Source organism: Prevotella sp. P4-67, assembly GCF_002251325.1.
Lineage (GTDB): Bacteria > Bacteroidota > Bacteroidia > Bacteroidales > Bacteroidaceae > Prevotella.
Map to the genome: position 1 here is coordinate 131510 of NZ_NPJL01000057.1, position 18933 is coordinate 150442.

Here is an 18933-nt window from a genome sequence, read left to right on the forward strand (position 1 = left end):
ATTATTGGTAATTTTGATGAAACTTAGTGTATAGAATATGATAACTCAAGAGAATTTTGAAAAGCAATATAGCGACCCCATTGAGCAGCAGCAGATAGACAAGTTCGTCTGTGTCGAGATGGGACGCCAGATACACCGTTACATCAAAGGTATGTCTGGCACGCTTGCCATGATGCATCGCTTTGAAGAGCAGCTGGCCCACCTCAATACCGAACAACGCGAACAGGCTATAGCCCGATATATAGACCTGAACCGCAAGGTGCTTGACGGCCTCGATCTCAAGGTCGTGCTGGCAAGAGCCATTGCCAACTATTGCGACACGTTCAGCTATATGCTCGAATTTATCAACGACAAACAAAGGGTGAACTTCTATCTCGCCCGTATCAAAAGCAAATATATCCAGTATCATCAGATATATGAAGAGAATGGCAAATATGGCATTCTTGACCATACGGGTAAGGTGATATTGAAGGCTCAATATGATTTCTTGCGTACTCCTTACGTCTATGTAGATGATTTGCGCACAATGCCTATTATAGCCCAGAAAGACGGCAAGATGGGTTTGGTGCTTCCAGACCGTAAAGATACCATTTATGCCGATTTCATCTACGATGACATTACCCTCCGCGAAGAGCCTCCGTACTTTGAGGCTGTAAAGGATGGCAAGGTTACCTTATTATAATACGGCTGGCAGCTGTTTCGCCGATTTCATCGGCATCGTGACTATCAACTATATATTTTAGGCCATAGATCTGTATGCCTGAATATATAGTTGATAATTTTATATCGGGCAAGGTCGTTTTCTGGATTATTGTCAGACCGACCGTTGTCATCGTGATTCGTCGCATCAGTTTTGATGATTGCAACGCCGAGCTATTCCACTATCGCATCGCGGTAAAAGGACTGCTTGCGCCTGGTTTCTCCTTCGCCCTTGTTCCATAGTATGTCTCTGCCGGTCGGTAGCGACTTGTGCCGGAACGGTTGGAAAAGTGCCGTGATGATATAATCTCCATGTTCGAGGTATGAAACCATAAAATCAAAGTTCGATTTTATCATTTCGCACCTTGATTTGTTAGTTTCAAACTTTGAAACCAAGAAAAACATGCATTTGGGAGAGATGACGTAGGATAGGGGAGCCGGGTGGTATGGCCAGGATGTTGTCTATGTCTTTATAGCAGTGCCGAATGTGACTTTTATGCAGCCTATGGTAAGCATTGTGCCTGCAGACGAGGTTTGGTGGTGTCTAACAAATTAATTATTAATATGTTCGCATGATAATGGCATCCATGTATGCCAAACGCACAATGATATAATGCAGCCCAAGCCTCACGAATACTGATATTTTTTCAAAAATATGTTCTGAAAAATTTTGTGGTTACCAAAATAAGTCGTACCTTTGCACTCGCAAATAAGGAAAGTCAAAACATGAGCACCCTTAGCTCAGTTGGTAGAGCAACTGACTCTTAATCAGTGGGTCTAGGGTTCGAATCCCTAAGGGTGTACCACAAGACAAATCATTTTGCACTTTCCACTTGCACCCTTAGCTCAGTTGGTAGAGCAACTGACTCTTAATCAGTGGGTCTAGGGTTCGAACCCCTAAGGGTGTACAAAAGAGATAATCTGACAAAGATTATCTCTTTTTTTTGGTACGCTTTTTGCATATTCAATAATGAATGTGTAATTTTGCATAACAATTAATAAAAAGGGAATCGAAACGCATATATGAATAATCTGTTTTCACAAAAAGTATCTGATTTATTGGTATTTGCTCGCAAGGAGGCTGACAGGCTTTCCAGCCAGGCCATCTGTCCGGAGCATATACTGTTGGGCGTTTTGCATGACGATAGTGGTAAAGCTGCAGAATTTCTGAAACATCTCAATATAAACTATACATCTTTGAAAGAGACTGTTGAGCATCGCATCATTGACGAGTATCGCTACGAGTCAGCCTCAGACAGCGAGATATCGCTCACCGAGCAGGCCAGTAATATATTGAGGTTGGCTGTCTTGGAAGCCCGCTTGCAGCATAGCCAGATGGTGGATGTCCACCATGTGCTGCTTGCTATCCTGCATGACAAGGCTCACACTGCTGCTAAGGAAATTCTCAATGACAACAATATAAAATACGAAGATATGCAGAACTATTTGGCTCAAAAAACCAATAGTGGTCCTGTAGACGGACTTTTCATGTCTGATGACGATGAGGGAGAAACTCCAGAATACGACAATCGTTCTGACCGTGACACGGCTGCTGCCACCAAGGGCAAGGACGCCCCGGGAGGCACTCCCGTCATAGACAACTTCTCTGTAGACCTGACCCGCGCTGCAGCCGAGGGCAAACTTGACCCCGTGGTAGGGCGCGATGAGCAAATTCTGCGCGTCACCGAAATTCTCTGTCGGCGTAAAAAGAACAATCCCATACTCATCGGAGAGCCTGGCGTGGGTAAAAGTGCCATCGTAGAAGGCTTGGCACAGATGATAGTCGAGCAGAAGACTTCGCCGCTGTTGTTCAACAAGCGTCTGATTAATCTTGACTTGACCGCAATCGTAGCCGGAACCAAATACAGAGGTCAGTTTGAAGAACGCATCCGCGCATTGCTGAAGGAACTGGAGAACAATCCAGACATAATCGTCTTCATCGACGAGATACACACGATGATTGGCGCGGGCAGCACACCGGGTAGCATGGATGCTGCCAACATCATGAAGCCGGCATTGGCGCGCGGCACCATACAGTGTATCGGCGCTACCACCTTTGACGAATATCGCAACTCCATAGAGAAGGACGGAGCCTTGGAGCGCAGGTTCCAAAAGGTTCTGGTTGAGCCGACCTCTGCAGAAGACACCCTGTGTATCCTGCAGAATATCAAGTCTCGCTACGAGGAGCATCACCATGTCGAATATACCGACGAGGCTCTCAAAGCGTGTGTCCGTCTTGCCGATAGATATATAAGTGACCGTAGTTTCCCCGACAAGGCAATCGATGTCTTGGACGAGGCCGGTTCCCATGTGCATCTGTCCCATGCCACCATCCCTGCCGAAATCCGACAGGCTCAAAAGGAGCTGACCGAGATTAAGGACAAGAAGCAGAGTGCTGCCAAGAAGCAGAACTTTGAGTTGGCAATAAGCTATCGTGACCGGGAACTGGTCTTGGAAAAGGAATTGGCGGATATGCGCAGCAAGTGGATGTCTGGAGAAAGCGAACAAAGGGAAAAGGTAAGCGAAGCAGACATCGCAGAGGTTGTCGCCACGATGACCGGTGTGCCCGTTCGGCGCATCTCTGAAGGCGAGACCGCACAGTTGAAGACGCTGGCTGCCACACTCAAGCAGACCGTAATAGCGCAGGATGAAGCTGTGGAAAAGGTTTCCAAAGCCATCATGCGCAATAGGGTGGGGCTGAAGTCGCCCAACCAGCCTATTGGCGTCTTTATGTTCCTCGGTCCAACCGGTGTCGGCAAGACCCATTTGGCCAAGAAGATAGCTGAGCACCTGTTTGGTTCTACCGACTCTCTCATACGCATAGACATGAGCGAATATGCCGAGAGCTTCACCACTTCCAGGCTGGTTGGAGCTCCTCCCGGATATGTAGGTTATAATGAGGGCGGCCAGTTGTCCGAGAAAGTGCGTCGTCATCCCTATTCAGTCGTTTTGCTCGATGAGATTGAAAAGGCCCATTCCAACGTTTTCAATATGTTGTTGCAGGTGCTCGACGAGGGTCGTCTTACCGATGGCAATGGTCGTCTCGTAGATTTTCGCAATACCATTATTATTATGACCTCAAATGCCGGAACGCGCCAACTGAAAGACTTCGGTCGTGGCATTGGCTTCTCCAAGCGCAATATCTTGGGCGCTGACCTTGACGAGGATGATAAGAGGTATGCGCGCGATATCATCATGAAGAGCTTGAGCAAGCAGTTTGCCCCCGAGTTCCTCAATCGTCTTGATGATGTCATCACCTTCGACCAGTTAAGCATTGAAGCTCTCGAGAAAATCGTTGACATTCAGCTTGCCGACTTGTCTGAACGCCTCCTGTCAATGGGCTATCGTCTTAGCATAACCGATGAAGCCAAGTCGTTTATCGCCAACCATGGATATGATGTGCAGTTTGGCGCACGCCCATTGAGACGAGCCATACAGACCTATATAGAGGACAAACTGTCGGAAGCGTTGATTTCAGAAGAGTTCACCCCCGGTCAGACGATAGTCATAGACAAGATTACGGATAAAGATGAGCTCTCGTTTACGGTCGAAACCGAAAACAATGCAGATACCGCGCAGCCATCATAAGCGCACCGAATATTGAGACATTAACTGTTCAAAAGCAAACAGATGATAAACAATTATAACAAGAAGAACGATTATGCCCAATATGTGGCGCAAGAAGATGATACGTTGCTCTCATGGCTCCTTGCCAACCTTAAAGAGAGCCGCTCTAAAGTCAAGGCGACTCTGCAGGGGCGTGGCATAAAAGTCAATGGCAAGCAAGTAACCCAATTTGACTTCCCCATCCATAAAGGAGATAAGATTTCAATCAGCCGTTCAAAAAAGAACGACCAGTTCAAAAGCCGCTATCTCAGTATCGTCTATGAAGACAAGTACCTTGTCGTGATAGAGAAAAACGTGGGCATACTGAGTATGGCAGCTGGTCATTCTTCGCTCAATGTCAAAACAATATTGGATGATTATTTCCGTCGTACACGCCAACGCTGCACTGCTCATGTCGTCCATCGACTGGACCGTGATACATCTGGTCTGATGATTTATGCCAAAGATATGCAGACGGAGCAGATACTGGAACATGATTGGCATAATATCGTATATGACCGTCGCTATGTTGCTGTCGTTTCTGGTGAGATGGAAGACAACGAGGGTACTATTGCCAATTGGCTGAAGGACAACAAGAACTACGTGACCTATTCATCGCCTACCGACAATGGTGGTAAATATGCTGTTACCCATTTCTATGTATTGAACCGTACTACTGAACATTCTTTGGTAGAGTATCAATTGGAGACAGGGCGCAAGAATCAGATCCGTGTTCACTCTGCAGACATGGGGCATCCGGTATGTGGCGATGTCAAATACGGTAATGGCGACGACCCGCTCGGCCGATTGTGTCTTCACGCTTACGTACTGTGCTTCTATCATCCCGTGACACACGAGCGGATGGAGTTTGAAACAATGATACCCACACAATTTAGAAAACTCTTCAAATAAACGATATGGATATTAATTTCACCTATTTTATCTTCATTCTCATTGCTGTAGTAGTGGGCGTGATAGTAATCAAAAAGATAACAGGTTGTCTAATCAAGACAGCCATTCTGGCAATAATCGTAGGCATTCTGGCTTATATCTATTTTGCCTACTTCAGGTCATAGGTGCCTAATTGTAGGTTTATAGGTTATCATGCATAATGTGGGCATGTCCATTGTTTGGGCACACCCACATTATTTATTATTAGGGGGCTCATCCTGTGTTCTGTGCAAAAATATACTGAAAATATTTGGCAGTTAAACAAAAATCATTACCTTTGCAACGAATATTGACGGTAAAGTCAAAAAACACAATAACAAAGATTAAAGATAAATCAATGCAAGCAAACATTCTATTCGGTTTCTCGTGGCCATGAATATGAAGTAAAATTCATATAGGTCCAGATAACTGAAAGGGATTGTTGTACGCGTTCATTGGTTTATTGATACACCATGAAACGGAAGGCCGTTTCATATTTTATAAATTTCACTTTATTCATTTAATCATTTGTTATTATGACTGATATTGTATCTGTTAGAGTCGTATTATCCGACTCCTTCCATGTTTATTATGACATTACGTTTGCCTCTCATCTCAATAGAGGCGACAAGTATTCAATCTCTAATTATGACCATACACTTATGTGTTATGTCAACGACTTCCAGCCTCAGCGCATTGGTATAAAGCGTAACCGTCTGCTCATCCGATGTGAGTCGCGATATGCCATGCTATCAAACGATTATTTTGCAATCTTGACATGCAATGACCGGGCTGTGGCCAAAATATCCTACAACCTGTCTGCCGATGACAGCGTAAGCAATCTTACGACCACTACGCTTACCCATGCCATGATGGAAAGTATAGTCGTAGAGCAGCTCTCGCGCAAAGAGTTTTACCAGTTGGAATGGGATAAACTTGGAGATTATCCTGGGATAACTCCAATCAAGCAGCGTGCCATAGAACTGTTTCGATGGAAAATGTTCAATGAGCGTCGTTATATCATGAATCTGAAGGATGTGCGCCCTTGCCTTAACTTTACAGTGAGCAGCGATGATGCTCAGTATCTGACAAATCCTTTGCAGAACTTTGCTAAGATTGTAGACATGACATGGAATGTAAGCGATGTCGATTTGTCTTCTGTCATTGAAGAGGGCAATGGCTCCAATTTATTTCAAACCGCTGATAAGTATTTTGAATCTAATCAGACTTTCTATATTCTGCACCACATCGGCAGTCTGCTCTGGGGAGCAGGAGCGTCTTTAGCCAAAATGATAGAGTCGCGTATGAAAGTGAATGGCGACATTGGCTTTATCTTCGTTGGAACGAAGGCAGAAATTACCCTGCTTGGTGAAAAGTATCCTACGTTGATTGCCAAAATCGATGAGCAAAACCACTTGGAATTGCAGCCCATGAACGTTAAAGAATTCCTGTCGGGAGTGCAATGCGAACTGAGGAAAATGGACTTGCGTTTGTCTTCAGATGCATTGAATGAATTGAATATAGGGCTGCTGCTTCGGTCATTACAGAACACTCTACCCAAGTTGTCGCTATCTATGCTTTCGCGCTTTGTCACAAAGGGACTGGCGGAGCGTTTTGTCAAGCGTGTAGCAAATACAGATAGCGTTGTTGAGCCACAATCGGCTATGCAACTGCAGATGATAGATAGCCGCGATATTGACTGGAGTATGTTCGAGACAGCCAGCCTGAGTGTTGATGACGTCATGCATTCTCTGTCCAGTATGGTCGGATTGACTTCTGTCAAGAAGGTTGTCGCAGATATGGCCTCTCTCGAACGTTATGCCCGTCTTTGTCAACAACAAGGAATCAATATTTCCTGTGTTTCTAATCACCACATGATATTTACGGGTAATCCAGGTACTGGCAAAACCACTGTGGCCAAGAAAATAGGTCAACTATTCCACTCTCTTGGCGTGCTGTCCAAAGGTGATGTCATAACAGCAGAACGCGGAACCATAGTTGGAAGATATTTGGGGGACACCGAAAATAACATGCAAAATCTGTTTGCGCAAGCAAAGGGCAATGTCTTGTTTATAGATGAAGCCTATTCTCTGAATACCGGAGCAGGCGATAAAGCGGATTTCGGCAATAGAGTGATAGAGTGTCTGCTAACAGTCTTGGCACAGCCCAACCCTGATATGATAATTATTATGGCTGGCTATCAGAACGAAATGGACAAGATGCTTGATAGCAATCCTGGACTGAGAGGACGATTTACCCACTATCTGCATTTTGAGGATTACTGTTCAGAGGAACTGCAGGAGATTGCTCAAATGAGAATTGCTTCAAGAGGATTGAAACTGTCTCTCAGTGCCAATGAAACCTTGGCTGACGCTATTGGCAAAACCCTGAGGGATAAAACCAATGGATTTGCCAATGCGCGATGGGTTGAGCAGTTTGCCGATAAGGCCATCTGCCACACTGCAAACAGAGTCCTGGCTTCTCACCTGTTTACTCAAGACTATCTGGTAACCATTACCTCAGAAGACATTGAAGCCGCCTATAATGAATTGACTATCGGTAACAATTATGCGAAGCCTAAAATTGGCTTCGCATAATCTGTAATCAGATGCCATCAATGAGTCTCATTCTGTTCTGGCATATCCCACTATTGCAATTGCTCATGAATTTAAGAGCCTTAGCTTTGGCTTGTTTCGCAAGTCTGTGCTCGTTGTTTTCAATCAACGCAAGGGCTGTTTCAATATAATATAGAGCGCAGTATTGAAGCACGGCATCGTCTTGACATTCATTGTTCTCCTTACCGTCTTCGATGTTTGCTTCTTTGGCAGCCTGTTCAAAGAGTGATTGCGCATCAGCCATCAGATGGCGGTGTACATAGGCGATGGCCTCAACAATCTTTATACATGCGAGACCATCATCAGAGGGATATGACGTAGTAGGATTGTTTATTAATTTGATAGCCTCTTGCTCTTTATTGCAATAAATGAGGCATAATGCTTCGTCTCGAATAGTATGATCCCAATCACTAAGGTCATTTTCGCCATCATTTTCTTCTGCTATCTTGTGTATATACTGATAGATGTTTAATGCCTCTTGGTATTTTGCCTGCTGGAAGAGGCATTGTGCCTTGTCATATTCGGCATCGGTGATGTAGCTGGTAATGAAGTCGGCATGATGTTCGTTGGCTCCATAATCATTACAAACCGACAATGCTTCTTGATAGTGGCCACGATATATCAATTCTTTCCGTAGCTTTTCGGCAACTTCTCGTTGCACATAATATTCAAGATGAGACTTTTTCATCTGGTTATATTTGCCTATAACGGCGTCTATGTCATTATAGTCCTCATCGCGTATAGGTAGCACTATAGGCAGCCCGCATAGATTGTAAAGGTGGGTCAACATCTTCATGTCATTGATATCCATATTGTATATCAGTTGCATGATGACCTGACCAACGGTTCGCTTGTCTTTAACTGTTGTGTCGGAATATTGGCGAATTAGTTTTGCCGTCTTTTCAATAAATAGTATGAAGATATCCGCTGACGATGAGTGGCTTACTTCATCAATCTTCCTGATGACTTTGGCAAGTTCTTCCTCACAATGAGGAGATTGGGTAATGGCTTCGATGACGGCACGGACAATGGTCTCAGTCCATTCTTCGTATCTACACAAACGGAATATAGCCTTGCTTATGGGATAATCAGGCAGAATCTGCCTTATCTCAGACAAGTATTGAGTAACACATTCGTCTATATTGTACCTGCCATTTAGTATTATGCATCTAATCTTGATATGCAGCTTTATATAGTCGGTAGTCTGTCTTTCATCAAACGCTTGAACGGAGGACAGATATTTTACCCAAACTTCATCGTATGTCTCTGTAGGTTCAGGGTCGCTAAGAATATAGTGGTCAACACACTGCATATAAAGCAGACCTGCCAAAGAGATATCATTGTCTTCGATGAGAGGTAAGGCTGTATAGAAATCTTCTTTGGTGATGAATTGAAAATAGTGTCGGGTGTAGTGTTCTAACAGTTTTGTATCAACTGGCTTGGTATAGTTGTTGTTAACCAAGTGGATAAATCTATCCAAAAGATACTCAATGCCCTCCTTCTTGACTCTCTTGTCTGTACTCTTGGTTTTGAGCTGGGCCAATCTGGTTTCATCAAATGCTCCTTCCTGCATTGCCTTGGTTCCTGTCAAGATGGCTTCCTGATTATTTCCCTTCAATGTCAATAGTTGGCACTTGTTTGTATAGTAACTCTCTGCGTCTTTATCTTTTATCTTCTCATTGTATGCTTCCAATGTGTCAAGTTGGGAAGCAGTAGCATAATCGGGATATTCTATCAGGCAATTGACCAGATTGAAAGCAATGGTTTTTGCAGCCTCATCATCAAGAGCAGCCAATTCGTAACTTTTAAGAAAAGCTTCAAAGGCCTTGTCGTAATATGCTTTGGACTTATCACCACTCACCTTGTTTATCATGTTATAAGAGCAGAGGCCAATAATATTATAAAAGTCTTCAGCGTAGTGAGATGCATTCACTGTCTTGGTTTCCAGTGATTGTTCACAGAGATTGATACAATCTACATAATGGGCTCCAAGATATAATTGCCTGACTGCCTGATAGGAGCAATGGTGGTATTTGGAGTTATTATGAACTGCCTTATATGCGTCAGCAGCATTTGTATAAGACTTATATGCCTCGTAATATTCTTTGTCGGAATCGAAACAATCTGCAGCCTGCGAATAGAAATATGCATTCAGCTCTGGAGAAGAGGGGGAGATGTAATTGTTAAGTTCAAGGTAAGCTGTAGCCGCAAGGTAATATTCCCTGAATATCAATAACTGTTCTGCCAATTGCTGGAGTGTGCCGATTTCGTTGGCGTAGGTGCATGATGATAAAAGATTCCACATCCGCTCCATACATTGATGGACATCTGGGCTCTTGCCTAATTTGACTTGAAGGATGAACATATAGCGCTCACTATCTACTTTTTGTGTTGACTGTTCGATGGTGCCATCACGCATACTCATAATCTTATCCTCTATCTCTTGGGCATTTGTCAAATCGTTAAAGGTCAAATCAAATAGTATTTCAATTCTGGTTATAATAAAGGCATACTTATCAATATATGCCACTGTGTCAAGCATGTCTTCTGCTTCCTTTCTATTCTCCAATCGTATATAGCATTGGGCTGCTATAAGTTGAAAGAGAGTTTTTTCCATATCGCCGTCTTCATAATGGTCTAACATCATGTTGGCCTGTTGTAGTATATGCTCAACGCGGTTCGTATCCAATATTGTCTCTATACTATTGAGCAGAAGCGGCGTCTGTACATAATCTATTGTGCGTCCTGGACTCCATGTGTCTTCAATATTAATATCGTCGTTGAAGTGTTGTCCAACAGCATAATTTCGTAGGTTATTCTTTATTTCTCTCTTCATTCCCCATGGGAGCAGAAGTACCCAATTGACATTACGAACAATCCGGTTGATTTCACGGGTGCGTATGTCTTCTGGCAGAAGCATTGAGGGTAACGTGATAGCTGATATTAATGTCATAAATTGAGATCGGTAATTCTCTGGGGAAACAAAAAACGATAAAAGTATCAGACGGTATAATGACCAACACGAAAGCTGGCTGGATATGACATGATAGCCAGCTTTGTACAATTCAGGATAAAGGCCATAGAGTTCGGTAGGAGGAATGTTCAAATCAGATAAAGCGGTTATCGAACGGATGCGTTGATATAATTTCCCCCATTCCTGGGTCTCAGCGTAGAGCTTTACCAGTTCAGTGTTATTGCGGCGAATGGAGTTCTGGAAATGTTCTTCGATAGTGTTGGCAAACAACAGATTGATGAGAATGAATCCCAAGAAGCCATTGTGGCGTTTTGTCAGTTGGCGACTTTGCCTATCCAAGTTGTTGGTTTCTTTCTCCAATAGTTTTATGGCTTGGCGCATAAATGATTCTTTCTTAGCTCTATCGTCGATGTAACGTTGAATGACAGCTTTCTGCAAAGATTGATTGGCGAGCATAATATGCCCGTCGATGTCAATGGTAAGCAACCGCAGCGCGCCATAAAGACTTGCCCATTCTATAGGAGGCAATGACAAATGGCTGGCCAACAGATTTTCGGCCAGACCAGTTTGGGTAACGGCAAGAAGACATAAAATTTGCGCAGTCAAATCGCGTCCGTGCTCTTCTTCAACTCCTTCAATAATAAGGTTATAAAAGTCGTTTTCATCACGTGCAGACAGGTAATGGTCAATGTATTCGTCAACTCTTTCGTAAATGCCAAATTCTTGAAGTTCATTTAGAAACATTATCAGTAATGAGGGATTTCTTAGTATGTTGCATCGGGCAATGTGCAGATACTGATTGTCTACGAGATGTTTGGCTTTGATGGCAAGATAACGTTTGGTTATCTCTATGATATCCGTAGAAGATAAATCGCATAGTTCATAGTGCTGCATTGAACGACAGGCTTGTTTTATTTTTTCGTCAGTAGCCGTGACCACAAGACTGATTTGGTTGGGCAGTTGGTTAACCCATGCCATAGAGAGGTCGTCATCTCCAATAAGACGGTCAACTCCATCAAGCATCCAAAGGATACGCTCGTTATAGTGTGCATTTTCAAAGATGTCTTTAAGCGAAATGGGTGTCTCATCATACAAGTCAATGTCGGCAAAAGTTGGACAAGTCTGCCCAAGTTTCTTCAAGAACATGCGATAGCACTTATCAACGGTGTTGATGTCGTTATCTATATAGGTGCGAATAATGGGTACAAATCGTTCGGTGTATCCTTCTTCGTGTGTTCTTTCGTCATTTACATAACCAAAGCCATATTCATCTTCTGCCAAATAAATTCCTTCAACTCCACCCTCGTTGGTAGTATCCGCATAATAATTCGCAACAAATGCACTTTTTCCCATTCCGTTTTTACCGATAACAAGACGATGTGTGTCGAAATCAGCTGCAGTTGTAAACAAAGCAGGAATACGCCCATTAATATAGACCTGTCTTAACTCATTTTCCTTAGCTCGCTGTAGCTTATCGGCAATCGAATAGAAATCCAGATTCTCGTCAGGGTAGAGGTCATTGATTTTGGCCATTAGCTGATTGTATATTCTGCGCCCCAAATCCTTTGGAGTAGTATATGATGTAGCACTGCAGAGTCCTTTACTTTCGGCTTCTGCAATGCAGGTCTTTAGTCTTTTGAGCTTCTCGATCTTTACTTTATCGGTTTCTCGTTTTTGCTCTGGTATATAGTTGTCTTGTCTGATGAAGAACATTGCATTGACGGGCGTCTTGCTCTTCAGAGCCCCATATTGCATCTCTATTTCGGTAATCGACATATTGCTATTGAGATACTTCTCTATCCATGGGTATTTCTGCAAGAGACGGTTGTTGTCTCCATATCCGTTGGCACCTGGAATCCATCCATATCTTCCGCCAATCATTCCGATAAAGAATGGGCGTGTATGCTCTATCTCATCAATACATATTTCTATTACTTTGCCGCTTTTTGAATCTTCTTCAGTAACGCCCCATCTCAAATCAATAACAGAGAAATTGACGTTACGGCGATGACATTCGGCCTTTATCATGGGGAATACTTTTTTTACAAGGTAGTTGCGTTCGTCCTGCATATCTGCAAAGGTGGATGACAAGAAAACGCGAATCTGTCTTTTGGCAGTATTGGTGCTCATACAAATGATGTTGGTTTCGGTAATAAGTAAACTTTCATTACAAAAATACTTATTTATTCTGAAAACCGAAAATGATTGATGCTATTTCTTCGGTGCAATTCCAAAAAATATGGTCAACCATTGTGTTGACTACATACATTTTTATAACTTTGCATCAAAATCTTATTAATAGTTGCAGTATGGTAATTGACTTTGATGACATTAAAGAATGTCGTACGATGAATTTCAAGGGCGGTAAGGGGCCTTTGGATTCTCGAAGTTTTTCAGATGATAATGTAAAAATAATGTATTCTACTCTTCGTCCTGGCTCGTCTACTGGTTTGCATACCCACAATGGCAACAGCGAGGTAATCTATATTTTAAGTGGTGAGGCTACTTTCCACTATGATGATACAACGGAGGTGGTAAGAGTAGGACAATGTCATTATTGTCCAGAGGGACATTCGCACTATATGGAGAACCTAACCGATCACGATTTGGTGTATTTGGCCATAGTGCCACAGCACAACAAGTAATTAGTTATTGGGTACAGAGTAGAGAAGCGCAGGGATAAAACCTTCGCTAAGACCGGTTATCTCTTGCATATCGGTCATAAGTTTTTTGGCCTTTTGAAAGAGGTGATTGCGTTTAAGCATCTCTACCAATTTGTCCTCATCATAATCTGCGTTATGTAATAATTTATAACATGAAGCATAACGGGATAGGAGAGGGCAGCCCCTTTTCTTGTCTTCTATAATTTTAGATATTGTGGCATAGACAATGTCAGTAGCATTTCCAGTTTGGATTGTTTCCTCATTGCAATCTGCCTGCCTAATGCTATTGTCAAATGTTTTTATCTGTCTGATGTCCATTAGGGGTATGCGTATCTGTAGCCTCTCCAAGGCGTTGTGTATGTAATCTATTATACCTTGGTCATAGGAATAAAGCATAATATGGCGCCATTGCTCTTCTGAAAATGTCTGTATTCTTGAAGTGACACCTCCAATGAATGGTTTGTCTTGTAGTAAATTATAGTCAAGGCCAATCTGAAGCAATGAATAGACGTCTTGGCGCAAACCGCGGTCTATAGCCATTTCAACATGTGTGTCTATTATCTTCTGGTAAAGTTTAATAAACTTGTCACACATGTCTTCTTTGCTAATGGTTCGTGTTACAACTGCATTGGGAATAAATACCAAGTCAACGCATTGAAGGATACGTTCCAAGTAATTCTGCTCTGTTCTGCTCCAAGCATGGATGGCTTGAGATGATTTCATCATGCTTTTTTGTAATACAAACCGCATAGATGATTGAGTGTTGGTCCAAGGAAGGATTTCGCCCAAAGGGGAATATAGAGATGGAATGTGTTTGCTGGCTGTCGTAGAAATGAGTCTACAAGAATAAAGGTCATTTCCTCCCAAAATATGAACAAGGTCTAAGGTGGGGTCCAACTTGTCATGACGGGTCAGTGTCTGGACTCTGTTGCCCAAACCTTCACTCAACAGGTTGGCAAATGCATAGGCCAAAGGATCCTTTGCACAGCTGGAGGAAATATAAAGACCAATCTTCATAATTTGTGACAAGTAAATTCAATTTTATCAGTAAACTTGTGCAAAAGGGCAGTCATCGCATTGTGCCAGATGATACGAAGTTCATAGATGGGAATAAGAAAAGTATTTATCTTGATATCCAATTGCCTAATAACTTTTCGGGCCTGGATAATGCGTGTAAAGAGTAAACACAAAAACAGAAAGGCTGCAACTCCTAATGAAATCCAATGCTGTGTAATTCCGCTTGCAACTGCCAAACCTATGAGGGCGATATAGGAAAGATGGAGTACAATCTGATCAGTGATATAGGTCAAGCGAGTAATAAAACCATGCTTAAGATGACGGCGAATTTCCCATGCAGCAACTGCACGGTTACGCCAAATATGGCGCGATGGCGTTTGCTGGATGAGCTGCGCTTTAGGATTAACAAATACGCTTGTCTCTTCTCTTGTGGCATATCGATTCGTGAGAATCTCATATTCTCCACCTATAAGGTGTAGGCTTCCTAAGAAGCCTTGACCTTGCATGAACATGTCTTTACAGAATAGCAGGCTGTTAGAATTGGAACCATAAGCGGCACCACTTACGGCAGAATGCATATAGTAAAGTGAACGATGTAGATGCTCAAACTGATAAAAGCCTTTGCATGGCTCTTGGTAATGGGATAGAGGCATGACCATGGTGCAGGAAGATGGGTTGTTGGCCTGTACCAATAGTGCCAGGGTTAAATCCGAAGCAGGACTACAATCTGCATTGACAAGCATTACCATTTGATGATGTGCTGCTTTTACACCTAAAGTTACAGCCAGTTTGGTTCTGCTCATGTAACGTGACGTTTGGGGTACGAAGGTTCTGTGAATATCATGCGTTGTAGCAATGCGTTTTAATACATCGTCAGCATAATGGTCACCCTCGTCGGTAACAACGATTATTTGCAAATCTGCGTTATACCGTTGAGTTAACCATAATGGGAGATTTTCCTCCAATGCTTGGGCATTGCCTTGAGTTATGATGACAAGCGACAATGGGGGATTGTCAGTAGCGTCTTCATTAGCTTCCGCATTGAAAATTCTTCGGCGGAATGGGTTGAAAAGCCATGCGAGAAGCAGAATGAACAACGCGACCAAACTACATACTATAGAAAATGTGTCGAATATCATAATTCTTCAGAGATATATCCTTTAGGTAGTTGTCGGCAATTATAATGGCTTGCCATAGCTTCCCCATAAGCTCCCGCGCTACGGATGGCGATGAAGTCACCACGATGAGCACTATTGATATCAATGGATTTCGCAAAAACGTCGCTTGATTCGCAGATGGGGCCAACAACATCATAGGTGGCAAGAGGAGCTTCGCTACTGATGTTTTCTATCTTGTGATAAGCCTGATAGAGCGCAGGGCGGATTAAATCGGTCATTCCTGCGTCTACTATTGCAAACTGTTTGTGTGTCCCTTGCTTCACATAAAGGGTTCGAGCTATGAGAGTTCCACATTGCCCCACGACCGCACGTCCCAATTCAAAATGAAGATGCTGATATGGCCGTAGCTTGAGATGTCGGGCGTAACATTCAAAATAGGCCTTGAAATCAGGGATAGATACGCGGTTGGGGTGGGCATAGTCAATGCCCAATCCACCTCCAACGTTAATTACGTCTATGCGTATATTATGCTGCTCCATTTGCTTCTGGATGTCGTTGATGCGATTACACAAGGCTTCAAAATCGCCCATGTCAAGTATCTGGGAGCCGATATGGAAATGTAATCCCATTATATGTATATGGGACATAAGATGCGCCTTCTCAATCACGTCCATCATATCGCCTAAGGCAATACCAAATTTGTTTTCAGCAAGTCCTGTGGTGATGTTGGCGTGGGTATGTGCGCCTACATCGGGGTTGATGCGAAGACAAATATTTGCCTTCGTGTTCATCTCCGCAGCAAGCTGCTGGATAATTTCAAGTTCGGCCAAGCTCTCAACATTAAAGCAAAATATGCCTTTCTCCAAGCCCAAACGAATTTCCCAATCGCTCTTGCCGACTCCCGCATAAACAATCTTGTTTGCAGGAAAGCCCGCTTTACTTGCTGCCTCTATTTCACCGCCGCTTACACAGTCTGCTCCTAATCCTGCCTGACAAATGATGTTGAGCAACTTGGGATTGGCATTGGCTTTTATCGCATAGTGTACTTCAAACCGCTCATAACGTTCAACCTCTTTGTGTATTACATTCAAGGTGCGCCAGAGCAGTTCTGTATCATAATAATAGAATGGTGTCTCAATGCTTTGAAACTTGTCTATTGGAAATGTTCCTTTCACTTATCCTGATTTTTTTCAATATGTCCTTTAACTACTTATGCTTGTTTGAAGAGTTCTTTGCTAAGGTTCTGCAGAGCTCTCTTCTTGTCAGCTTCCTTGATGAGGAATGAAATGTTGTAATTGCTACCGCCATATGAAATCATGCGTACAGGAATATCCTTCATTGCATGAGTTGCTAACGACTCGAATCCCAAGTTGTTCCAGTCCAAATCACCAACGACACATATGATACACATGTCTGAATCAACGGTTACGGTACCGTATTTCTTAAGCTCATCTACAATTTCCATAAGATGCGCGGCATTATCAATGCTCATTGACACGCCTACCTCACTGGTGGCAATCATGTCAATAGGAGTCTGGTAGCTTTCAAATATTTCGAACACTTTGCGGAGGAAACCTGTAGCAAGTAACATTCTCGATGATTTGATTTTTATGGCTGTAATGTTATCTTTTGCTGCCACCGCCTTTATCTTGCCATGCATGATTACATTGTCAATGATGGTTCCGGGAGCATCTGGATCCAATGTGTTCTTCAGACGAACAGGAATACTTGCGTATTTGGCTGGTTGCACACAGGTAGGGTGGAGTATCTTTGCGCCGAAATAAGCCAACTCTGCGGCTTCTTCAAAGTTGAGCTGAGGGATGGCTTCCGTGTGCTCAACGATACGTGGATCATTATTATGCATGCCATCAATGTCGGTCCATATCTGAATCTCTTCTGCGTTAAGTGATACACCTATCAGTGAAGCAGTGTAATCACTACCTCCTCTTTGGAGATTATCTATTTCTCCGTATGCGTTACGGCAGATAAAACCCTGTGTGATATATACTTGATGACCTTGATGGTCATTCATGATATCCGTTAGCTTCTCCTTGATATAATGTGGGTCTGGCTCCACATTTTTGTCGGTACGCATAAAGTCCAAGGCGTTAAGCAGGTATACGTTGAATCCTTGCTCCTGCATATAGTTGGCAACCATATTGGTGCTGATGATTTCACCTTGAGCGACGATGGACTTCTCTTCAAATGAAGTAAACAGGTCTTTGGTGAAAGAACGCAGATAGTTAAACTCTTCACGAAGGAATGAACGTGTTTTCTCTTTATACTCTTCTGTAGAATAAAGGGTTTCCACATGGCGCATATATGTATTTTCGAGAGCATTAATATGCTCGTTGGCCCCTTCAGGATTTTTCTTATAGAGGTAGTCGCTGATTTCGACTAAGCTATTGGTGGTCCCACTCATTGCTGAGAGAACTACAAATGTCTGATCATTTGACTTTGTGACAAGTTGTGCAACATTCTTCATTCTTTCAGGAGAGCCTACTGATGTGCCTCCAAATTTCATTACTTTCATAATACTGTGTATTGAATTGAAAAATATGTTTATACTTCTATTACTTAATCTGTTGTCTGGGCATCTTCACTGAGATCCATACTATTATATTCGCTTGTTACGTCCTTGACGCTTCCATCGTGGCAACGATATACTATGCCGGGGAATTTGTCGAGCATTTGTATATTGTGAGTTGACATAATCACTGCCGTTCCGGTTAAGGTGATATCCTTGAGTAAACGTACTATGTATTCTGCTGTCTCGGGATCCAGATTGCCCGTCGGTTCATCTGCGATGATGATGTCGGGATGATTGAGCATCGCACGTGCAACAACGATGCGCTGTTGTTCTCCTCCAGACAGTTCGTGTGGCATGCTGTTCTTTTTGTCAGATAAACCAACAGTTTCCAGAACTTCATCTATACGTGCTTCTACTTTCGCCTTGTCTTTCCAACCAGTTGCTTTCAGAACGAATAAAAGGTTCTGATATACAGAGCGGTCATGAAGCAATTGGAAATCCTGGAAGATAATGCCCAAATGGCGTCGTAGTTCCGGAACATCCTTGCGGCGTAATGTTAACAGGTTGCGGCCAAGTATTTCTGCTTTTTCGCAATCTTCACTGTAGAGGTCGAGTTCGCAATAGAGAGACTTGAGCAAAGAACTTTTGCCCGAACCTACCTTACCGATGATATAGGCAAATTCACCTTTGTCGATGCCAAAATTGACATCTTTAAGAATGACAGTATCTTGTTGGTAGATGTTTACGTGATTATATTCTATTAGCATGATATCTTAATATG

13 protein-coding genes and 2 tRNA genes are annotated in these 18933 nt (G+C 42.9%); 9 read left to right on the plus strand and 6 right to left on the minus strand.

The window, feature by feature from the left end; translation table 11 throughout:
* The first annotated feature begins 37 nt into the window (after nucleotides 1–37).
* The 8 genes from CIK92_RS09485 to CIK92_RS09515 all read left to right on the plus strand — a co-directional run bounded on the left by CIK92_RS09485 (nucleotide 38) and on the right by CIK92_RS09515 (nucleotide 7832).
* Nucleotides 38–682, plus strand: coding sequence for a WG repeat-containing protein (locus CIK92_RS09485; protein WP_022311459.1), 645 nt, complete (start codon nucleotides 38–40; stop codon nucleotides 680–682).
* Nucleotides 683–756: 74 nt separating this feature from the next.
* The gene (locus CIK92_RS13460; protein ID WP_144289396.1) at nucleotides 757–942 is read left to right on the plus strand and encodes a hypothetical protein; all 186 of its coding nucleotides are present in this window, start codon (nucleotides 757–759) and stop codon (nucleotides 940–942) included.
* A 487-nt stretch (nucleotides 943–1429) separates the two neighbouring features.
* A tRNA-Lys gene (locus CIK92_RS09495) sits at nucleotides 1430–1505 on the plus strand.
* Nucleotides 1506–1534: 29 nt separating this feature from the next.
* Nucleotides 1535–1607: transfer RNA gene (locus tag CIK92_RS09500), tRNA-Lys, on the plus strand.
* 115 nt (nucleotides 1608–1722) lie between these two features.
* Nucleotides 1723–4287 carry an ATP-dependent Clp protease ATP-binding subunit gene (locus tag CIK92_RS09505; RefSeq protein ID WP_094388930.1) on the plus strand — a complete coding sequence of 855 codons (2565 nt, stop codon included), beginning with the start codon at nucleotides 1723–1725 and terminating at the stop codon, nucleotides 4285–4287.
* Between the two features lie 42 nt (nucleotides 4288–4329).
* Nucleotides 4330–5217: an RluA family pseudouridine synthase gene (locus CIK92_RS09510; protein WP_022311455.1), complete on the plus strand. Its 888-nt coding sequence runs from the start codon at nucleotides 4330–4332 to the stop codon at nucleotides 5215–5217.
* Nucleotides 5218–5222: 5 nt separating this feature from the next.
* Nucleotides 5223–5381, plus strand: coding sequence for a hypothetical protein (locus CIK92_RS13915; protein ID WP_173823497.1), 159 nt, complete (start codon nucleotides 5223–5225; stop codon nucleotides 5379–5381).
* A 390-nt stretch (nucleotides 5382–5771) separates the two neighbouring features.
* Complete coding sequence (locus CIK92_RS09515) at nucleotides 5772–7832, plus strand: AAA family ATPase (RefSeq protein ID WP_022311452.1); 2061 nt, start codon at nucleotides 5772–5774, stop codon at nucleotides 7830–7832.
* 7 nt (nucleotides 7833–7839) lie between these two features.
* Here CIK92_RS09515 and CIK92_RS09520 read toward each other — a convergent pair whose 3' ends face one another.
* Entirely contained in the window at nucleotides 7840–12954 is a 5115-nt protein-coding gene (locus tag CIK92_RS09520) for a DUF4062 domain-containing protein (RefSeq protein WP_094388931.1), read from the minus strand.
* A gap of 179 nt (nucleotides 12955–13133) precedes the next feature.
* Between CIK92_RS09520 and CIK92_RS09525 the strand changes: the two genes are divergently transcribed.
* Complete coding sequence (locus CIK92_RS09525) at nucleotides 13134–13469, plus strand: cupin domain-containing protein (RefSeq protein WP_094386873.1); 336 nt, start codon at nucleotides 13134–13136, stop codon at nucleotides 13467–13469.
* On the opposite strand, the gene CIK92_RS09530 is transcribed toward CIK92_RS09525, so the two are convergent.
* The 5 genes from CIK92_RS09530 to CIK92_RS09550 are packed head-to-tail and all read right to left on the minus strand — an operon-like array spanning nucleotide 13470 to nucleotide 18919.
* Nucleotides 13470–14504: a hypothetical protein gene (locus tag CIK92_RS09530; RefSeq protein ID WP_022311449.1), complete on the minus strand. Its 1035-nt coding sequence runs from the start codon at nucleotides 14502–14504 to the stop codon at nucleotides 13470–13472.
* Complete coding sequence (locus CIK92_RS09535) at nucleotides 14501–15643, minus strand: glycosyltransferase (protein ID WP_022311448.1); 1143 nt, start codon at nucleotides 15641–15643, stop codon at nucleotides 14501–14503. The genes CIK92_RS09530 and CIK92_RS09535 overlap by 4 nt, the downstream gene beginning before the upstream one ends.
* Nucleotides 15640–16797, minus strand: a complete 1158-nt coding sequence (lysA, locus tag CIK92_RS09540) for a diaminopimelate decarboxylase (protein WP_022311447.1) — start codon at nucleotides 16795–16797, stop codon at nucleotides 15640–15642. Before lysA ends, CIK92_RS09535 begins: the two co-directional genes overlap by 4 nt.
* Before the next feature lie 35 nt (nucleotides 16798–16832).
* Nucleotides 16833–18155, minus strand: a complete 1323-nt coding sequence (locus CIK92_RS09545; RefSeq protein WP_094388932.1) for an aspartate kinase — start codon at nucleotides 18153–18155, stop codon at nucleotides 16833–16835.
* Between the two features lie 44 nt (nucleotides 18156–18199).
* Nucleotides 18200–18919 (minus strand): cell division ATP-binding protein FtsE, encoded by a 720-nt coding sequence (locus tag CIK92_RS09550; RefSeq protein ID WP_022311445.1) that lies wholly within the window; start codon nucleotides 18917–18919, stop codon nucleotides 18200–18202.
* Nucleotides 18920–18933 lie beyond the last annotated feature (14 nt).

What these genes read in the sequence shown, in the direction of transcription:
- CIK92_RS09485 (WP_022311459.1), top strand. Translation starts at nt 38, where the DNA reads ATGATAACTCAAGAGAATTTTGAAAAGCAATATAGCGACCCCATTGAG.
- CIK92_RS13460 (WP_144289396.1), top strand. Translation starts at nt 757, where the DNA reads ATGCCTGAATATATAGTTGATAATTTTATATCGGGCAAGGTCGTTTTC.
- CIK92_RS09505 (WP_094388930.1), top strand. Translation starts at nt 1,723, where the DNA reads ATGAATAATCTGTTTTCACAAAAAGTATCTGATTTATTGGTATTTGCT.
- CIK92_RS09510 (WP_022311455.1), top strand. Translation starts at nt 4,330, where the DNA reads ATGATAAACAATTATAACAAGAAGAACGATTATGCCCAATATGTGGCG.
- CIK92_RS13915 (WP_173823497.1), top strand. Translation starts at nt 5,223, where the DNA reads ATGGATATTAATTTCACCTATTTTATCTTCATTCTCATTGCTGTAGTA.
- CIK92_RS09515 (WP_022311452.1), top strand. Translation starts at nt 5,772, where the DNA reads ATGACTGATATTGTATCTGTTAGAGTCGTATTATCCGACTCCTTCCAT.
- CIK92_RS09520 (WP_094388931.1), bottom strand. Translation starts at nt 12,954, where the DNA reads ATGAGCACCAATACTGCCAAAAGACAGATTCGCGTTTTCTTGTCATCC.
- CIK92_RS09525 (WP_094386873.1), top strand. Translation starts at nt 13,134, where the DNA reads ATGGTAATTGACTTTGATGACATTAAAGAATGTCGTACGATGAATTTC.
- CIK92_RS09530 (WP_022311449.1), bottom strand. Translation starts at nt 14,504, where the DNA reads ATGAAGATTGGTCTTTATATTTCCTCCAGCTGTGCAAAGGATCCTTTG.
- CIK92_RS09535 (WP_022311448.1), bottom strand. Translation starts at nt 15,643, where the DNA reads ATGATATTCGACACATTTTCTATAGTATGTAGTTTGGTCGCGTTGTTC.
- CIK92_RS09545 (WP_094388932.1), bottom strand. Translation starts at nt 18,155, where the DNA reads ATGAAAGTAATGAAATTTGGAGGCACATCAGTAGGCTCTCCTGAAAGA.
- CIK92_RS09550 (WP_022311445.1), bottom strand. Translation starts at nt 18,919, where the DNA reads ATGCTAATAGAATATAATCACGTAAACATCTACCAACAAGATACTGTC.